Origin of the sequence: Nitratidesulfovibrio sp. HK-II (assembly GCF_003402415.2) — a bacterium.
Taxonomy (GTDB): domain Bacteria; phylum Desulfobacterota; class Desulfovibrionia; order Desulfovibrionales; family Desulfovibrionaceae; genus Cupidesulfovibrio.
Genome location: NZ_AP036014.1, coordinates 2,075,281 through 2,093,931, shown reverse-complemented (window position 1 = coordinate 2,093,931; position 18,651 = coordinate 2,075,281). Strand labels below are relative to the sequence as shown.

At 68.4% G+C, this 18,651-nt stretch carries 14 protein-coding genes; 12 read left to right on the top strand and 2 right to left on the bottom strand.

The window, feature by feature from the left end; translation table 11 throughout:
- Positions 1–76: 76 nt before the first annotated feature.
- From RVX_RS08500 to RVX_RS08480, 5 genes are all read left to right on the top strand, one after another.
- Positions 77–481, top strand: a complete 405-nt coding sequence (locus RVX_RS08500) for a DUF485 domain-containing protein (RefSeq protein ID WP_116305525.1) — start codon at positions 77–79, stop codon at positions 479–481.
- Entirely contained in the window at positions 474–2,033 is a 1,560-nt protein-coding gene (locus RVX_RS08495) for a sodium:solute symporter family transporter (protein ID WP_116305524.1), read from the top strand. Before RVX_RS08500 ends, RVX_RS08495 begins: the two co-directional genes overlap by 8 nt.
- A gap of 128 nt (positions 2,034–2,161) precedes the next feature.
- Positions 2,162–3,748: a putative nucleotidyltransferase substrate binding domain-containing protein gene (locus RVX_RS08490; RefSeq protein WP_172596551.1), complete on the top strand. Its 1,587-nt coding sequence runs from the start codon at positions 2,162–2,164 to the stop codon at positions 3,746–3,748.
- 21 nt (positions 3,749–3,769) lie between these two features.
- A complete protein-coding gene (locus tag RVX_RS08485) occupies positions 3,770–5,902 on the top strand; it encodes a DUF294 nucleotidyltransferase-like domain-containing protein (RefSeq protein ID WP_116305522.1) in 2,133 nt (710 codons plus the stop codon).
- On the top strand, positions 5,899–6,702 hold the full coding sequence (locus RVX_RS08480; RefSeq protein ID WP_116305521.1) for an exonuclease domain-containing protein: 804 nt from the start codon (positions 5,899–5,901) through the stop codon (positions 6,700–6,702). The genes RVX_RS08485 and RVX_RS08480 overlap by 4 nt, the downstream gene beginning before the upstream one ends.
- Before the next feature lie 295 nt (positions 6,703–6,997).
- Here the strand turns inward: RVX_RS08480 and RVX_RS08475 are convergent, their stop codons facing one another.
- Complete coding sequence (locus tag RVX_RS08475) at positions 6,998–7,507, bottom strand: 4Fe-4S dicluster domain-containing protein (RefSeq protein WP_116305520.1); 510 nt, start codon at positions 7,505–7,507, stop codon at positions 6,998–7,000.
- 9 nt (positions 7,508–7,516) lie between these two features.
- Positions 7,517–9,619 (bottom strand): molybdopterin-dependent oxidoreductase, encoded by a 2,103-nt coding sequence (locus RVX_RS08470; protein WP_116305519.1) that lies wholly within the window; start codon positions 9,617–9,619, stop codon positions 7,517–7,519.
- A gap of 526 nt (positions 9,620–10,145) precedes the next feature.
- On the opposite strand from RVX_RS08470, the gene RVX_RS08465 reads away from it, so the two are divergent.
- The 7 genes from RVX_RS08465 to RVX_RS08435 all read left to right on the top strand — a co-directional run bounded on the left by RVX_RS08465 (position 10,146) and on the right by RVX_RS08435 (position 18,552).
- A complete protein-coding gene (locus tag RVX_RS08465) occupies positions 10,146–11,327 on the top strand; it encodes an iron-containing alcohol dehydrogenase (protein WP_116305518.1) in 1,182 nt (393 codons plus the stop codon).
- A 277-nt stretch (positions 11,328–11,604) separates the two neighbouring features.
- Positions 11,605–12,165 (top strand): 4Fe-4S dicluster domain-containing protein, encoded by a 561-nt coding sequence (locus RVX_RS08460; protein ID WP_116305517.1) that lies wholly within the window; start codon positions 11,605–11,607, stop codon positions 12,163–12,165.
- Positions 12,162–13,154 (top strand): CoB--CoM heterodisulfide reductase iron-sulfur subunit B family protein, encoded by a 993-nt coding sequence (locus RVX_RS08455; protein ID WP_116305516.1) that lies wholly within the window; start codon positions 12,162–12,164, stop codon positions 13,152–13,154. The genes RVX_RS08460 and RVX_RS08455 overlap by 4 nt, the downstream gene beginning before the upstream one ends.
- Positions 13,151–15,109 (top strand): CoB--CoM heterodisulfide reductase iron-sulfur subunit A family protein, encoded by a 1,959-nt coding sequence (locus RVX_RS08450; protein WP_116305515.1) that lies wholly within the window; start codon positions 13,151–13,153, stop codon positions 15,107–15,109. The genes RVX_RS08455 and RVX_RS08450 overlap by 4 nt, the downstream gene beginning before the upstream one ends.
- Complete coding sequence (locus tag RVX_RS08445) at positions 15,097–16,581, top strand: hydrogenase iron-sulfur subunit (protein WP_116305514.1); 1,485 nt, start codon at positions 15,097–15,099, stop codon at positions 16,579–16,581. The genes RVX_RS08450 and RVX_RS08445 overlap by 13 nt, the downstream gene beginning before the upstream one ends.
- Positions 16,581–17,672: a 4Fe-4S dicluster domain-containing protein gene (locus tag RVX_RS08440; RefSeq protein WP_172596550.1), complete on the top strand. Its 1,092-nt coding sequence runs from the start codon at positions 16,581–16,583 to the stop codon at positions 17,670–17,672. Before RVX_RS08445 ends, RVX_RS08440 begins: the two co-directional genes overlap by 1 nt.
- On the top strand, positions 17,665–18,552 hold the full coding sequence (locus RVX_RS08435; RefSeq protein ID WP_116305512.1) for an FAD/NAD(P)-binding protein: 888 nt from the start codon (positions 17,665–17,667) through the stop codon (positions 18,550–18,552). Before RVX_RS08440 ends, RVX_RS08435 begins: the two co-directional genes overlap by 8 nt.
- The last annotated feature ends 99 nt before the right edge of the window (positions 18,553–18,651 follow it).

Here is an 18,651-nt window from a genome sequence, read left to right as displayed (position 1 = left end):
GAGGGAACTGCATCCGGTCCATGCGACTCGCAGCAAGCGGGCGCGGGGGCCGGACGAAACACCAAAGGAGGCACGCATGGCCACGATCACCGAAACGGCGGGCGCACCCGGCATGACCATGGAAGCCCCCCAGACTCCCCTGACCCCGGCGCAGCATCGGGAGCATCCCCAACCCGACGAAGCGCAGTTCGCCGCGCTGGTCCGCGCCCGGTGGACCGTTTCCCTCATCCTGACTGCCGTGATGCTGGCCATCTACTTCGGCTTCATCATGGTCCTGGCCTTCCGGCGCGACCTGCTGCAGGTGGCGGCGGGGGGCGGCATGACCCTGGGCATTCCCGTGGGGTTCGGCATCATCATCACCGCGTCGGCGCTCACCGGCGTCTACGTGTGGTGGGCCAACCGGCGGTACGACGGCGCGGTGCGGCGTATCATCGCGACCATGCATTCCGGCCAGACCATGAAGGGGGCGCGCCATGGCTAGCGAATTTTCCTCTACCATCGGGCAGCCCAACGCGCTGTCCATCGGCTTCTTTTTCCTGTTCGTGGCATTCACGCTGGGCGTCACGTGGTGGGCGGCCCGGCGCAGCCGTTCGGCGGCGGAATTCTACGCGGCCGGGCGCAGCGTCACCGGGTTCCAGAACGGTCTGGCCCTCGCGGGCGACTACATGAGCGCGGCCTCGTTCCTGGGCATCGCCGGGCTGGTGGCGCTGAAGGGGTACGACGGGCTCATCTATTCCATCGGCTTTCTGGTGGGCTGGCCGGTTATGATGTTCCTCATCGCGGAACCGCTGCGCAACCTCGGCAAGTACACCTTCGCCGACGTGGTGGCCTACCGCCTGCGGCAACGGCCCATCCGCGTGGCTGCCGCGTGCGGTTCGCTGATGACCGTGGCCTTCTATCTCATCGCCCAGATGGTGGGGTCCGGATCGCTGGTGCACCTGATGTTCGGCCTGCCGTACGAGACGGCGGTGCTGGTGGTGGGCGCGGTTATGATCGCGTACGTGCTGTTCGGCGGCATGCTGGCCACCACCTGGGTGCAGATCATCAAGGCCGTGCTGCTGCTGGGCGGGGCCAGCGTGATGGTGTTCTTCGTGTTGCAGCACTTCGGTTTCAGTCCGGCGGAACTCTTCCGCGCCTCGGCTGCGCGCTACGGCGACAAGGTGCTGTCCCCCGGCGGCCTGGTGTCCAACCCGTGGGACGCCCTGTCGCTGGGCATGGCGCTGATGTTCGGCACGGCGGGGCTGCCGCACATCCTGATGCGCTTCTACACCGTGCCCGACGCCAAGGCCGCCCGCAAATCGGTGTTCTACGCCACGGGCTTCATATCGTACTTCTACGTGCTCACCTTCATCATCGGCTTTGGGGCCATGGCGCTGGTGGGGCAGGACGTCATCGCCCGGTTCGACAAGGGCGGCAACATGGCCGCGCTGCTGCTGGCCGAGGTGACTGGCGGCACCATGTTCCTGGGCTTCATCGCCGCCGTGGCCTTCGCCACCATCCTGGCCGTGGTGGCCGGGCTCACCCTGGCGGGCGCCACCACCTACGCCCATGATCTTTACGCGAATGTGTTCCGGCGCGGGCAGTCCACGGAAGACGACGAGGTGCGCATGGCCAAGCGGGCCACCGTGGCGCTGGGCGTGCTGGCCGTGGCGCTGGGCATCGCCTTCAAGGGGCAGAATGTGGCCTTCATGGTGGGGCTGGCCTTCGCCATCGCCGCCAGCGCCAACTTTCCCGCGCTGCTCATGTCCATCCTGTGGAAGCGGTTCTCCACGTTCGGGGCGGTATGCTCCATCGCCACCGGGGCCACGCTGGCCGTGGGGCTCATCGTGCTCAGCCCCACCGTGTGGGTGGACGTGTTGCATTCGCCGTGGGGCATGGCCGCGCCGTTCGCGCTGAAGAATCCGGCGCTCATCTCGCTGCCCGCGGCCTTCGCGGCCGGGTGGCTGGGGTCGGTGCTGCGGCCCGAGCCCGACGCCGAGCAACGCTACGCTGAACAGAAGATCCGCAACTACCTCGGCGTGGGAGCCGAGTAGGCATGAAACCCGGTGATCCCGCCATGACATTCGCGGCCCCTCCCCACGGGGAGGGGCCTGCGGAGCGGGATGGGGCACGGGCCGAGCGCGGCCCGTTGTCCCTTTCCGTGTTGCCTGCGGAAAATCCTTTGCTGTGCCCCGTGCGCGACCTGCCCGGCTGGGCCGACCGCAGCGGCGGGTCTGGCGGGTTTGGCGAGGCTGGCGGAGCGGGGCCGCGTGCACCGTTGCTCGTGGCGTCGGGCACCCCGCTGCGCGAGGCCGCCGCGCGTATGGCCGGGGCGAGCGTTTCCGCCTGTCTCGTCCGTGCGCCGGATGGGCCCGGCATGCCACCCTCGGACGGACCGTCGGGCGGCCAACCTCCGGCGGGCATTCTCACCGAGCGCGACGTGGTGCGCGCGCTGGCGGAGCACGGGCAGGGCGCGGCGACGCTGCCGGTGGAGGCGGCCATGACCGCCGCCCTGGTCACCATGCGCGACGACGAACTGCTGTTCGAAGGGCTGTCGCGCATGGTGCGCCACGCCATCCGGCGGCTGGTGGTGGTGGACCGGGACGGCGCGGTGCGCGGCATGCTGGAGGAGCGCGACCTGCTGTCCGCTGGCGCGGAAAACCCCGTGCAACTGGTGGCGGACATGGCCGCCGCCCCGGATGGAGCGGCCTGTCGCCCCCTGCTGGAGCGGGTGCGACGGGTGGTGGTGCGCTGCGTGGAGCAAGGCGTGCCCGCGCGCGGGGTGGGGCGGCTGGGGGCGGAACTGCACGACCATCTGCTGGCCCGCCTGACGCATCTGGCCGTGGCGTCCATGCCGCTGCCGCCCCCGGCCCCGTTCGGCATGGCCGTGCTGGGCAGCCAGGCCCGGCGCGAGCAGTTTCTGGCCGCCGATCAGGACGCGGCCATGGTCATTTCCGAAGCGTCGGGCGACGTGCCGCCGGAACAGGTGGCCGCCTATTTCGAACGCCTTGCCGCGCGCCTTGCCGCGTTGCAGTCCGAGGCAGGCGTGCCGGACTGCCCGCACGGGGTGGTGCCGGGCAACCCCGCCTGGCGTATGACCCTGCCCGAATGGCGGGCGGACATCGCGGCCATGCTGCATGCGCCCGATGCACAGGGGGTGCTGCGCTGTTCCATGCTGGCGGACGCGCGCGGCGTGGACGACGGCTGGGATCTGGTGGCCCGCCTGCGCGTCATGCTGTCCGACATGGCGCGCTCGGCCCCGCTGATGCTGCGCTACATGGCACGTGAGGCGACGCGCTTCGCCCCGCCGCTGGGCCTGTTCGGCGCGCTGGTGGTGGAAAAGGCCGGGCCGCAGGGGACAGCAGGAATTGGCGGGCCTGGCGGGTCTGGCGGAATTGGCCGAACGGGCGCGGCCACCCTGGATATCAAGCGGGGCGGGCTGTTTCCGCTGATGCACGGAGTGCGCGTGCTGGCGCTGGACGCGGCCGCGCAGGCGCACGACACCGCCGGGCGCATCGCACAATTACGGGTGGCGAGTGTGCTGTCGGAGGCGCGCGCGGCCGATCTTGGCGAGGCCATGGACCACCTTCTGGGGCTGCGGGCGCGGGCGCAGGCGGCAGCGCTACGGGGCGGCGCGGTTCCCGATGACCGGGTGCGGCCCGGCGAGCTTTCCGGCCTGGAGCGCGAACGGTTGAAGCAGTGCTTCAAGGTGGTGGCGGATTTCCAGGACATGCTGCGGCGGCGCTACGCGTTGCACCTGATGGTGTAGCGCGGCCCGGCGGGAGATCACATGCACGAGGACGTTATCCGTTTTCTGAAGGGGGTGCCCCCGTTCCGGTTCCTGCCACGGGCGAACCTGCGCGCGCTGGCCTTTCGCGCGCAGGTGGCCTTTTGTCCGGCGGGCGAGGAGTTGGAAGCTGTCGGCGACGACGGCGCGCCCCTGCTGCACGTGGTGGTGAAGGGAACCATTGCCGTGGATGCCGGTGCGCCGGAAGGTGCCGAACATCTGGGGCCGGGCGCGGTGTTCGGCTGGCCCGCTGGCCAGAGTGATCCGGGCGGCCGGAAAGGCCGGGCAGATCAGTCAGGCCAGTCCGGACAAACCGGCCAGACCGGAAAGGCCGGACCAGAGGCCGCGCAGCCAATAACCACGGCCCGCGCGGCCACCGATGCGCTGTGCTACCTGCTGCCAGTGCAGGCCGTATCCGATGCCCTGGACGGCAGGCCCGATCTGCGGGAACTGCTGGCCCCCGGCTTCGGCCCCGCGTTGCTGGAACTGGGCGCGGCGGCCCTTGCCCGCAGCGGCGCGCTGGCTTGGCAGGGCGGACGGCCATGGCAGGCCGTCACCGCCGGAGAGGCCATGCCCGCCGGGTTCGCGGCGGCTCCCGCGCACGTTGCCCTGCGCGAGGCGGCGCGGCGGATGACCGAACGCCACCGCAGCGCCATCGTCCTTCTGGACGATGCGGGCAGGGCGGCGGGCATCCTCACCGACCGCGATTTCCGCTCCCGCGTGGTGGCGGGCGGGGCCGACCATGATCTTCCCGCCAGTGCGCTGATGTCGGCTCCGGTGCTGTGCGTGCAGGCCATGGCTGCGTGCCTGGACGTCATGCTGCTCATGGCCGGGCGCAACATCCATCACGTGGTGGTGGTCGATGGCGAGGAGCCGGTGGGGGTGCTGTCGTCGCACGACCTCATGGTGCTGCGGGGGGTGTCGCCCACGGCGCTGGCCGAACGCATCGGCGCGGCCGGAACCCTGACCGAACTGGTGGAGGCCGCCCCGCGCGCCGACGCGCTGGCCGCCGTGCTGCTGGGCGAAGGGGCGCGGCCGCATACGCTGGCCGCCACCCTGCCCGACCTGCACGACCGCATGGCCGCCCGGCTGTTCGATCTGGGCATGGCCGTGCTGGGGCCGCCGCCGCGTCCGTGGTGCTTTCTGGCGTTTGGCGCGGCGGCCCGGCGCGAGGCGTGGTTCCGGCACCGGCAGTGGAACGGCCTTGTGCTGGGCAACGGTCCGGACGGAACCCGGAGCCTGGACGACCACGCGGCCGAATACTTCGGCACCTTGGCCCGCTTTGTGCGCGACGGGCTGCGCGCGTTGGGCTTCGCGCCGTGCCCGCAGGGGCGCATGGCGGCATCACCCGGCTGGACGCTGTCCGTTTCCGGCTGGCGGGAGAGGTACCGGCAATTGGCCGGGCAGGAATACTGCGCGGGGGCCGGGCAAAACGTATCGTCCATGTCGCTGCCGGTGCGAAGGGGCATGTTCGACGTGCGCCCGGTATGCGGCGACATGGCACTGGGGCTGCGCGTGGCGGCGGAGGCCGATGCGGCGTTGGGCGGCGCGGTGCGCGCAGGTGCGCGTTGGCCGCTGGCGGCGAGCGGAGCGGATCAGGCTGACGGGGTCGATTCCCCGCTGGTGGGGCTGACCCGCATGGCGCGCGCGCTGACTGCGGGGCAGGGGGGGCAGCCCCCTGAAACCCTGGCGCGGCTGGCCGCCCTTGCGGAACTGGCCGGTGCGAGGAGGGGGGCGCTGGCAGATGCCCGGCGGGCCTGTGAATATCTGCTGTTGCGCGCGGCCCATGCCGAACTTGCGGCGCGCGGTGCGGGTGAAGGCGGGGACGATGCCGAGGGCGGGCCGGGTGCCATGGGCGACGCCTGCGGTTCGGGGGGCGCTGTTACGGGCCGGGCGAACATGCACGACGTGCCAGGCATGCCGAGCATTCCAGACATGCCCGGCGGGGCGAGCGGTGCGGACAGCCTGGATGCGCTGGCCCTGCGTCGCGCCCGCGAGGCGGTGCGCGCGTTGCACGCGGTGCAGGGGACGGGGGGGATGACGCCCGTGGCGACCGGCACGCCGGGGGGAGCAGATGCGCGCGCCGCGTCCGTGGGCGCGCCATCCGGCACGGCCCGGCGCGGAGACACGCCATGAGACGTCTGCTGCGCCGCCTGTTGTCCGGATCCGGGCCGGACCCGGCCACGCCCGTGCGGCGGGTGGTCTTCGTATCCGTGGATTGCGAAATGACCGGCCTCGACCCCGCGCGGGACGATCTGCTGTCCGTTGGGGCCGTGGCCCTGCGCGGCATGCGCATGGATCTTTCCGCCACCTTTCGCGGCCTGTTGCGTCCGGTCTGCCCGGTGCGGCCCGAAGGGGTGCCCGTGCACCGCATCCTGCCCGGCGAAGCGGCCAGCGGCGACGAAGCGGCTACGGAGCTGGCCCGCTTTGACGCCTGGCTGGCCGGGTTGACCTTGCCTGCCGGGCGCGGCGGAGGGGACACGCCCCCCGTGGTGTTGTTGGGCTGGTGCCTGGGGCTGGACGAGGGGTTCCTGGCCGCCGGGCGCAAACGCGCCGGGCTGCCGCCCCGCGTGCATCCCCGCTGCGACGTGCAGGACCTGTTCCGGCATGTGCGGGCGTCGGGTGGGGCTGTGGTTTCCGACCTGGACGCAATGATCCCGCCGGGGGCATCGTTTGCGCCGTGCGCGCCCGCCGCGCTGTCGGACATCCCCCTCAAGGATGCGGACCTGTATGCCGTGGCCCGCGCCTTGGGGGTGGAGGTGCACGACGCCCACGACGCGCTGGGCGACGCCTGCCTGTGCGCCCAGGTGTTCCAGCGCCTGGTGGCGCTGCTGGAACGCCGCCTGGGCCGCAGGGCGGCGTGGGGCGACCTTGCCCGCGCCGAGGGCGCGGCGTGCGCCGGGGCGCGCCACGCGGGCGGGGCCTTCGGGCTTTGAGGCCCTAACGTTTGTGAGAGAAGCACATCTTGCGGATTGAAAACGCAGCGCGCGATGGATATCGCAAGGCAGCCGATCCCTTTGAAATTCCATGCGAGGGGCTTCCGTAATATTGGGTAACTACAAATGAAAGTTTTGGGGGGAGGGGGGCCGGGGGAGGAGCCCCTTTTTCAAAAGGGTCCCTCCTCCGGAAGGACCTCTGTCCATTGGCAACGAAGCGCCCCGCCGGAACATCTGTTCCGGCGGGGCGGCGATATGGCTGGCTACGTCCGCGCGGCGGACGTTCGGCCTCCGGCTACCGTTCCGCCAGGGCCCGTTGCGGGGCGCGCTTGCGCTGTTCCGCGTAGCGCGGGTCGTCCTGGCCGGTCAGGATCAGGGCGTGGGTGGTGCAGCCGGTGACGCAGGCGGGCTTAAGCCCGGCGTCGATGCGGTCCATGCACAGGTCGCACTTCACGGCCTTGTCCCCGTCCTCGTTCCATTGCGGGATGTGCCACGGGCAGGCTTCCAGGCACGCGCCGCAGCCGATGCAGTCGTCGGCCTCGACGTAGACGATGCCGTCGGCCTCGCGCTTGGTCATGGCCCCGGTGGGGCACACGTCCACGCATTCCGGCTCTTCGCAGTGGAAGCAGGGCATGTACAGGGTGCGGAACAGGGGAGCGCCGCTGGCCGAGGGCAGCGGCCCTTCGGTGAAGTGTTCGCCCAGCTTGATGCCCACGGGCATGGCGTTCTTGACCTTGCAGTGTATTTCGCACGCCTTGCAGCTGATGCAGCGGCGTTCGTCGGTGACGATGCAGTAGGTGCTCATGACTGTCCCCTATGCCCTGGCCGCGGCCTTGCGCACGGCGACGAAGTGTTCCTGCATGGAGATGCCGCCCCCGGCCCGGTCGTAGCGTTCCAGCCCGCCGGGCATCAGTTCCTGGTCGGCCACGCCCTTGCCCCGCGCGCGCGATTCCACCGGCAGCCGGTGGCCGAACCCGTGCACCATGAACAGCGCCTCGGGGTGCACGAAGTCGGTGACGAAGGCGCGCATGCTCCCGGCGGCAACGCCCCGGGCGTCCAGTACTTCCAGCATCTCGCCGTCGGCGATGCCCAGTTCTGCGGCCCTGGCGGTGTTGATCCAGGCCACGTTGGTGGGCATCTGCTCCGCCAGCAGGGGGTTGTTCACGGTATGCCCCTGGGTGTGCAGGGCCGAGCGCCCGAAGGCGATGCGGAACATGCCCTGCGGCGGCGCGGGCGGCGCGGCGTAGGGACGCAGGCTGGGTTCACCGGCCTTGGTCCACTTGGGGCTGATCATTTCCAGCTTGCCGGACGAGGTGGCAAACTTCAGCTCGGCGTCCTCGCGGTACTTGGGCGCATCGCACAGTTCCACGAAGCCCTTGGCGTCGAAATCGGCCATGGTCACGCCGGTACCCTGCAACTGGTACTCCCAGATGTCCTCGATGCGCTGGAAGGCCAGCTTGTCCATGCCCAAGCGCGTGGCGAGGCCGCACAGGATTTCCCAGTCGGCCCTGGTGTCCAGCGTGGGCTGCATGGCCCGCTTGCGCACGAAGAACTGGGGCTTCAGCCCGCCCTTGGAGGCGATGATGCTTTCGCGCGAAAGGTAGGTGGACAGGGGCAGCACCACGTCGGAGTGCCACGCCGTGTCCGACCACGAGAAGGTCACGCTGACCAGCAGGTCCAGCCCTTCCCACTTGCGCTTCATGGCGTCGGCGTCAGGCATGGCCATGAGCGGGTCGTGCCGGTAGCAGATGTACGCCTTCACCGGGTACGGGTCGCCGGTGGCCATGGCGTCGTAGGCCAGGTTGATCAGGCCGGGGCCGCCGTCGAACTGGGTGTGCCGCCAGCCCACGCCGTCGGCGCGCTTCTCTTCGGGGGCGGGGTACAGGTCCACCAGCTTCTTCAGGCCCTTGCGGCCCACGTCGCCGGGTTTGTTGGCGATGGGCAGGCCGCCCTTGGCCCCGATGGAGCCGAGCAGGGCGTTGATGATGTACGCGGTGCGACAGACGTGGAACGAATCGTCGTAGCGGGCCACCATCCAGCCGGGGTGCCAGATGACGCCCGGCGCGGCCTCGGCCAGTTGGCGGGCCAGCGCGATGATGGCGGCGGCGGGCACGCCGGTCTCGCCTTCCGCCCACTGCGGGGTGCACGCGGCCACGTGCGCGGCCAGCGCGTCCAGGTCTTGCACGTGCGCTTCGACGTAGGGCTTGTTGTACAGGCCCTCGTTGATCAGCACGTGGATGACGGCCAGGTTGAAGGCCAGGTCGCTGCCGGGCCGCACCATGTAGAAATTGTCGGCCTTGCCCGCGGTGTAGGTGGCGCGAATGTCCACCACGCTGAGCTTGCAGCCCTTTTCCAGGCCGTCCAGCACCGCGTTGGCCTCGGCCACGTTGATGGCTTCAAGGATGTTGCGGGTCTGCAAGACGAGATGCTTGCAGTTGCGGTAGTCGTAGACAACTTCCTTGCGGCCGATGCCCATCACGGACTTGGCGGCGTGCTGCACGTTGCGCGCGCAGGCGCTGTCGTGGTTGCAGTAGTTGGGCGATCCCAGGCCGCGCATGAACGCCTGGTGCAGGTCCACGAAGGGGCCGCCCCGGTCGGACCACTGCACGCTGCGGCCGCCGTGTTCGGCGGTGATGGCCTTCAGCTTGTCGGCCACATAGTCCAGGGCTTCGTCCCATGTGGCTTCTCGCCACTTGCCCTCGCCGCGTTCGCCCACGCGGATCAGCGGGCGCTGCGGACGCTCCGTGTCCATCTCAAGGGCGATGCCCGCCGCGCCGCGCGGACACAGCGACCCTTTCAGGGGGGACTTGGGGTTGCCCTCTATGCGAACGGCCTTGCCGTCCTCCACCTCGACCATGATGGGACAGCGCACGCTGCACATGCCGCATACACTGTACACCTGTTGCCTGCCTGCCATGGCTGCCTCCGGTGTTTGCCTGCCGTTGGATATCTGGTTGAGCTTGCCCCGCCTAACAGCGGTTGTCCGCAACAGGCAAGCAAAGCCCTGCATGTGTTGTTTGTAACAGGAACACGCATTCCGTTACACGCGTGACCGTAAAAAATCGAGAGGGTATCGTGAAAACAATCACGATTCGCATGCTTGGCGTGCTTATTATGCTTTTTTAGACACATGTAGCGTTTCGACCCAATCAGGCTTGCGCGGTGGCCCATTCTGTCCCCAAGCCCGCCAGCCCGCGCCGGGCCTTGACTGGCGGAACCCCACAGGCACGAAAGTACCATGTACCGTGCCCGCCGGGCGGGCACGGCCGTGCATGACCGGGCCAGTTGTCGCCAGCCGTGCGGATGGCAAATCATGCAGTGTAACGAAATATCAGGAGAAGACACTTTGGCCCCGTCCTTGCTGTAGTGGCGGCAGGAGTGTTCGCGGAGATTACGGGCTCCGCGATGACGTCGCTAACCCCAACTCAGCGAGGTAGGCAGTCATGGCAGTACAGGAACAGGTCTACGGGTTCTTCATTCCCAGCGTCACCCTGATCGGCATCGGCGCCTCCAAGGCGATCCCCGAAAAGATCAAGGCGCTCGGCGGGTCCAAGCCGCTCATCGTCACTGACATGGGCATCGTCAAGGCGGGCATCCTGAAACAGATCACCGACCTGCTCGACGCCGCCAAGATGGCCTACAGCGTGTACGACGAAACCATTCCCAACCCCACCGACGACAACGTTCACAAGGGCGTGGACGTCTACAAGAAGAACAAGTGCGACAGCCTGATCACCCTTGGCGGCGGCAGCTCGCACGACTGCGGCAAGGGCATTGGCCTGGTCATCGCCAACGGCGGCAAGATTCACGACTTCGAGGGCGTGGACAAGTCCAGCAAGCCCATGCCGCCCTACGTGGCCGTGAACACCACGGCGGGCACCGCCTCTGAAATGACCCGCTTCTGCATCATCACCGACACCAGCCGCAAGGTGAAGATGGCCATCGTGGACTGGCGCGTGACCCCCAGCATCGCCCTGGACGACCCGCTGCTGATGATGGGCATGCCCCCGGCGCTCACCGCCGCCACCGGCATGGACGCCCTGACCCACGCCGTGGAAGCCTACGTTTCCACCATCGCAACCCCCATGACCGACGCCTGCGCCGAACAGGCCATCACGCTCATCGCCACCTTCCTGCGCCGCGCCGTGGCCAACGGGCGCGACATCGAGGCCCGCGAGCGCATGTGCTTCGCCCAGTATCTGGCGGGCATGGCCTTCAACAACGCCAGCCTCGGCCACGTGCACGCCATGGCCCACCAACTGGGCGGCTTCTACGACCTGCCGCACGGCGAATGCAACGCCATCCTGCTGCCGCACGTCTCGCAGTTCAACCTCATCGCCAAACTGGACCGCTTTGCCCGCATCGCCGAACTGCTCGGCGAGAACATCAGCGGCCTTTCGGTGCGCGACGCGGCGGAAAAGGCCATCTGCGCCATCAAGCGGTTGTCGGCCGACGTGGGCATTCCCGCGGGTCTGGTGGCCCTTGGCAAGCGCTACGGCAAGGACGTGAAGGCCAAGGACATCGCCGTCATGACCAAGAACGCCCAGAAGGACGCCTGCGGCCTGACCAATCCGCGTTGTCCCACCGATGCTGATGTCACGGCCATTTACGAAGCGGCCATGTAAGGGGTACAGACAAAGCCGGGCGTGGTCCTTTCCAGGGTGACGGCGGGCAACCCCACCTGCAGACCGGCCCGCGCGGGGGATGCACCATCATTTCCGCGCGGGCGCATGAAGGCCCCCACGCCGGTCCCTTCCATAAAATGAAGCGGATCAGATCGGCCCGACCGGTTTTGTGACCAGTGTCCCCACTTGCGCTTTCAGCCGTCGCGGGGAGGAGAGTTTCTTCCCCTTCCCGCGGCGGCATACGTGAGCGCGCAACCGCAACGTGCCGGGAAACGACATGGACGTGACCAACCTTGAATCTGTCCGCGACGACGACTTCATCCATGCGGTCATGGAGGAGAGCGGGCAGGATCTTACGCACTGTTACCAGTGCGGCAACTGTACGGCGGGGTGTCCGTGCGGGTTCGCCTACGACATCCAGGTCAGCCAGATCATGCGCAACCTGCAGGCTGGCCGGAAGGACAAGGTGCTGAACAGCCGTTCCATCTGGCTGTGCCTGTCCTGCTCCAGCTGCACCACCCGCTGTCCCAACAACATCGACGTGGCGCGGGTGATGGACGTTCTGCGCCACATCGCCCGGCGCGAGGGCCGGGTGGCCGAGAAGGGCGTTACCACCTTCTGGGACGCCTTCCTCGCTTCCGTGCGCAAGCACGGCCGGGTCTACGAACTGGGCGTGGTGGCCAACTACGTGGCCCGCACCGGCAGGGTATGGACCGACATCGACCTGCTGCCGCGCATCGCGCCCAAGGGCAAACTTTCCCCCATGCCGCACGGCATCCAGGGCCGGGACGAGATCGCCCGCATCTTCCAGCGCTACGAGGAGGAAAGGACGCGATGAATCTCGCCTACTACCCCGGCTGTTCGGGGCTCGGCACCTCGCGCGAGTACGAACGCTCCACCCGGGCCGCCTGCGCGGCATTGGGCGTGAAGCTGACGGAAATCCCGGACTGGAGCTGCTGCGGTTCCACCCCGGCCCACGCGCTGGAGCACGCCCTGTCGGGCGCGTTGTCGGCCCGCAATCTGGTGGGCGCGGCCCGCGCGGGCTGCGACACCGTGGCCACCCCCTGTCCGAGCTGTCTTTCCAACCTCAAGACCGCTCGCCACCGCATGGCCGACGACGGCTTTCGCGCCAAGGTGGGCCGTCTGCTGGATCAGCCCGCCGATGCGCTTGCCGCCTTGCCCGACGTCCAGTCGGTGCTGGAAACGCTGGTGACCCGCGTGGGGCTGGACGCCATCCGCGCCAAGGTGCGCCAGCCCCTCGCCGGGCTGCGCGTGGCCCCCTATTACGGCTGCATCATGACCCGCCCGGCGGATGTCATGCGCTTTGACGACCCGGAAAACCCCACCTCCATGGATGACCTGCTTGCCGCGCTGGGCGCGGAGGTCGTGCCCTTCCCCTACAAGGTGGAATGCTGCGGAGCCTCGTACGGCGTCACCCGGCGCGACATCGTGGCCCGGCTTTCCGGACGGCTGCTGGGCGCGGCGCGCGACGCTGGCGCCCACGCCGTGGTGGTGGCCTGCCCGCTGTGCCAGATGAATCTGGACCTGCGCCAGACGCAGGTGGAATGGCCCGGCGGCAAGGCCGTGGACATGCCGGTGTTCTACTTCACCCAGCTGCTGGGGCGCGCCCTGGGCGTGCCGGATGCGGAACTGGGGCTGGAGCAGCTGTGTGTTGACCCGGCCATCGCCTTCCGCCGCGCGGCGCAGGCCGTGGCGGCGCGGCAGGCCGAAGAGGCCGCGCAGGCCGCCAAGGCCGCTGCCCAGGCAGCCGCCAAGGCAGCGCAGGCCAAGCAGGCCGCCGCAGCGAATGAAGGGGGCAGGGCATGAGAATAGGTGTTTTCGTCTGCCACTGCGGCAGCAACATCGGCGGCACCGTGGACGTGCCCGGCGTGGCCCAGGTGGCCCGCGCCTACCCGGACGTGGTTTTCTCTTCCGACACCATGTACGCGTGCTCCGAACCGGGGCAGGCGGCCATCGTTGACGCCATCAAGGAACATGCGCTGGACGGCGTGGTGGTGGCCTCGTGCACCCCGCGCATGCACGAGCCCACCTTTCGCCGCACGGTGGAGCGGGCCGGGCTTAACCGCTACATGTTCGAAATGGCCAACATCCGCGAGCATGTCTCGTGGATCGGCAAGGACCGCGACGCCAACAGCAACAAGGCGGCGGAACTGGTCCGCATGGCCGTTGAAAAGCTGCGCCTGAACGCGCCGCTGTACCCCAAGTCGTTCGACGTGACCAAGCGCGTGCTGGTCATCGGCGGCGGTGTGGCGGGCATCCAGGCCGCGCTGGACTGCGCCGACGGCGGCATCGAAGTGGTGCTGGTGGAGCGCGAGTCGACCATCGGCGGCAAGATGGCCAAGCTGGACAAGACCTTTCCCACCGTGGACTGTTCAAGCTGCATTCTGGGGCCCAAGATGGTGGACGTGTCCCAGCACCCCAACATCCGCCTGTACGCCCATGCCGAGGTCGAGAAGATCGGCGGCTACGTGGGCAACTTCAAGGTGGACGTGCGGCGCAAGGCCACCTACGTGGACTGGGAACTGTGCACCGGCTGCGGCCTGTGCATGGAAAAGTGCCCCAGCAAGAAGTCGCCCGATGCGTTCAACGAGCACGTGGGCGTCACCACCTCCATCAACATTCCGTTCCCGCAGGCCATCCCCAAGAAGGCCATCATCGATCCCACGTCCTGCCGCCAGTTCGTCAAGGGCAAGTGCGGCGTGTGCGCCAAGGTGTGCCCCACCGGGGCCATCCGCTACGACATGGAAGATCAGGTGGTCACCGAGGAAGTGGGGGCCATCATCACGGCCACGGGCTACGACCTCTTCGACTACACCAAGTACGCGGAATACGGCGGCGGGCGCTACCCGGACGTGATCACGTCCTTGCAGTACGAGCGGCTGCTGTCGGCGTCCGGCCCAACGGGCGGGCACGTCAAACGCCCGTCCGATGGAAAAGAGCCTAAAACCGTGGTGTTCATCCAGTGCGTGGGCTCGCGCGACCGTTCGGTGGACCGTCCGTACTGCAGCGGCTTCTGCTGCATGTACACCGCCAAGCAGGCGGTGCTGACCAAGGATCACATCCCGGATTCGCGCAGCTACGTGTTCTACATGGACATCCGCGCCAACGGGAAGATGTACGAGGAATTCACCCGCAGGGCCATGGAGGAATACGGCGTGCAGTACGTGCGCGGCCGCGTGTCCATGATCGTCCCGCAGGGCGACAAATACCTGGTGCGCGGGGTGGATACGCTGCTCGGCGAACAGGTGGAGGTGCCCGCCGACCTGGTGGTGCTGGCCGTGGGGGCGGAATCGTCCCACGGTGCGCCGCAACTGGCCGAAAAGCTGCGCATCTCGTATGACAACTACGGCTTCTTCATGGAAAGCCATTGCAAGCTGCGTCCGGTGGAAACCAATACCGCGGGGGTCTACCTTGCCGGTGCGTGCCAGGGCCCCAAGGACATTCCGTCCTCGGTGGGGCAGGGCAGCGCGGCGGCGGCCAAGGTGCTGGGCCTCTTCTCGCGCGGCAGGCTGGAAAGCGATCCGCAGATCTCGCAGGTGGACGTGCGCCGCTGCGTGGGCTGCGGCAAGTGCATCACCACCTGCCCCTACGGGGCCATCGAATGGATGGAACTGCGCGGCGAAATGAAGGCCCGCGTCATTGAAACGGTGTGCCAGGGCTGCGGCATCTGCACGGTCACCTGTCCGCAGGGGGCCATCCAGCTGCAGCACTTCACCGACAACCAGATCCTCGCGGAGGTCAACGCACTATGCCTGTCCTGAAGGGGAAGGAACTCCGCGTCGTAGGGTTCCTGTGCAACTGGTGCTCGTATGGCGGCGCCGACACCGCCGGGGTCGGGCGATTCTCGCAGCCCACGGACTTGCGCATCATCCGCGTGCCCTGTTCGGGCCGCGTGGATCCCATGTTCGTGGTGAAAGCGCTGCTGGGCGGCGCGGACGGCGTGCTGGTCTCCGGCTGCCACCCGCGCGACTGTCACTACAGCCAGGGCAACTTCTACGCCCGACGTCGGCTTGAAACGCTGAAGACCTTCCTGCCCGCCCTGGGCATCGCCCCGGACCGCTTCCAGTACACCTGGGTGTCCGCGTCGGAAGGGCAGCGCTGGAAGAACGTGGTCTCCAGCTTTGTCGAAAAGGTGCATCAGCTGGGGCACGCCCCGCGCATCGAGGAAGCCGCCCCGTACCTGCCGCTGGCGGAAAAGGGCGACACCCCGCGCGCGCCGCTGCGCCCGCTTGCCTGGCCCGCGGCGGGAACGCTGACCGCGTCGCTGGAGCAGCTGCGCGAAAGAATCCGCGCGGCGCTGCCGGAACTGGATTGCGTCATCGGCTGGCAGCAGGGCTTCGACGCGCTGCACGCCACGCCGCTGTTCATGCGCAAGCCCGAGGACGTGGACAAGCTGACCTGGGGCCCGCTGAACGTGCACAACCTGGCCACCTACCTGCCGCAGTTCAAAAACCGCAAGGTGGGCGTGGTGGTGAAGGGGTGCGACAGTCGCTCGGTCATCGAGCTGTTGCAGGAAAAGCTGGTGGAACCCGACAACGTGCGGGTGTTCGGCATGGCCTGCGAGGGCGTGGTGGACGTGGAGCGCGTGCGCAAGGCCATGGAGCCCGCCGAAGGCGCTGCCTGCACCGACGTGGCGCCTTCTGCGGTGGGTGTTGACGGCGACGGCCTGTCCTTTGAAGGCGATACCCCGGTCCGCCTCAAGCTGGCCGACGTGGTGGCAGAAAAGTGTCGCACCTGCGACACCCCCGTGCCCCTGCTGGGTGACGTGGTGGAGGGCAATGCCTCCGCCCCGGCGGGCCCCGCGCCCGACGCCCCGCCCAGTCTCGAAGCCCTGGACGCCATGACCCCGGAGCAGCGGCGCGGCTTCTGGCGCGCCCAGATGGACCGCTGCCTGCGCTGCTACGCCTGCCGCAACGCGTGCCCCATGTGCGTGTGCCGCGACCACTGCATCGCCGAAAGCCGCGACCCGCACTGGACCACCCAGGAGGGCAATATCCGCGAGAAGCTGCAGTTTCAGGTCATCCACGCCCTGCACCTGGCCGGACGCTGCACCGAATGCGGCGAATGCCAGCGGGCCTGCCCGGTGAACATCCCGGTGCTGGCCCTCAAGCAATGGATGAACCGCTCGGTGCGCACCCTGTTCGACTACCGCGCAGGCGTTGACGTGAACGCGGTGCCGCCGCTGCTGGCCTTTGCCGTGGAAGAAAAGAACATCAAGGAGCATGGGCTGTGATGAGCTTCGCACGATACATCGCGCGCGGCGAACTTGCCCGCGCCCTCGACGACATGGCGCGGGGCCGCGTGACCTACGCACCCCGCAGGGAAGGCGACGCCGTGGTCTTCCGCCCCCGCGCGGAAGGCGAGGAACCGCTGCTGGCCCGCGCCACGGTGCCGCCCAAGGGCGTCATCTTTCCGCAAAGCGAGCGGCTGTTCGCCTTCATCCGCGAAAAGGATCCCAACGACCCCGGCCGCACCACCGTGCGCCTGGATTCCACCGTGGACATCGAACCGGCGCTGATCTTCGGCGGCCGCCCGTGCGACGCGCGGGGCTTCCACATCTTCGACCGGGTGTACCTGAACGGTCCCTACCGCGACCCGTACTACGCGGCGCGGCGCGAGGCCACCGTGGTGGTCACCCTGGCCTGCACCAAGGCCGGGTCCACCTGCTTCTGTCACTGGACCGGCTGCGGCCCGGCCGATGCCACCGGATCGGACATCCTGCTGACGCCCGTCGGCGGTGGTGACGAGGGTGGTTTCGTGGTCATGGCCGTCACCGAGCGCGGCTGTGCCGTGCTGGAACAGGCCAACCTGCCGGAGGCCGATGCCGCCCGCATGGACGCGGCCCAGGCCGTGCATGCGGCCACCCGTGCGGCGCTGGACGCGCAAAGCCCGGCCCCGGACCTGTCCGCCACGCCCGCGCGCCTGCTGGAACGCTTCAGCGACGCCGACTTCTGGCGCGACATGTCGGACAAGTGCTTGTCCTGCGGGGCGTGCACCTACCTGTGCCCCACCTGCTACTGCTTCAACATCACCGACGAGAACGACGGCGGCGACGGCATGCGCGGCAGGCGGCTGCGCAGCTGGGACAACTGCATGTCCTCGCTGTTCACCCGCGAGGCCAGCGGCCACAACCCGCGCATGGGCAAGGCCCTGCGCCTGCGCAACCGCGTGGGCCACAAGTTCTCGTATTACCCGCAACTGCACGAGGGCGTGGTGTCGTGCAACGGCTGCGGCCGCTGCATCACCGGCTGCCCGGTATCCGTGGATATCCGCGAGATGGTGGTGCGCGCCACCCAAGCCAATGAGGAGACCCCCAATGCCTGACGCAATCACCCCGCAAGCGGGCGCGCACGCCACCACCCTGGGCACGGGGTTCACCGACAACCCCTACCTGCCCGACGTGGCCACCGTGCTCGAAACCGTGCAGGAAACCCCGGCCATCAAGACCCTGCGCGTGCGCATCGACGACCCGGCGCGCATGGAGGCCTTCCGCTTCAACCCCGGCCAGGTGGGCCAGCTTTCGCTGTTCGGCGTGGGCGAATCCACCTTCGTCATCAACTCGCCGCCCACCCGCATGGACTACCTGCAGTTCAGCATCATGCGCGCGGGCGAGGTGACCGCCGCCCTGCACGGCCTGAAGCCCGGCGACAAGGTGGGCGTGCGCGCCCCGCTGGGCAACTGGTTTCCGTTCGAGGACATGCGCGGCAAGGACATCGTGTTCGTGGGCGGGGGCATCGGCATGGCCCCGTTGCGCACGCTGCTGCTGTACATGCTGGACAACCGGGCCGACTACGGCAACATCACGCTGCTGTACGGCGCGCGCACCCCGGGCGATATGGCCTTCCGCGACGACGTGCAGGAATGGCTGGCCCGTACCGACATGAACACCACCCTGACGGTGGACCAGGCCCCGGAAGACTGGCCGCACCGTGCCGGGCTGATTCCCCACGTGCTGCTGGACCTGGCCCCGTCCAATGCCAACAGCGTGGCCGTGCTGTGCGGCCCGCCCATCATGATCAAGTTCACGGTGGAGGCGCTGAAGAAGCTGCACTTCGCCGACGAGCAAATCTACACCACGCTGGAACGGCGCATGAAGTGCGGCATCGGCATCTGCGGGCGCTGCAACATCGGCACGAAATACGTGTGTGTGGACGGGCCGGTGTTTACTTACGCTGAATTGAAGGGTTTACCCAACGAGCTTTAGGCGGTGCCGCCACAAGGCGTTTACGAAACCACCTGAAGAAAAGAAGAGATACGATCCGCAACGCGGACCCCGTTTCGAATAGACAGTCCACAAGCCCCC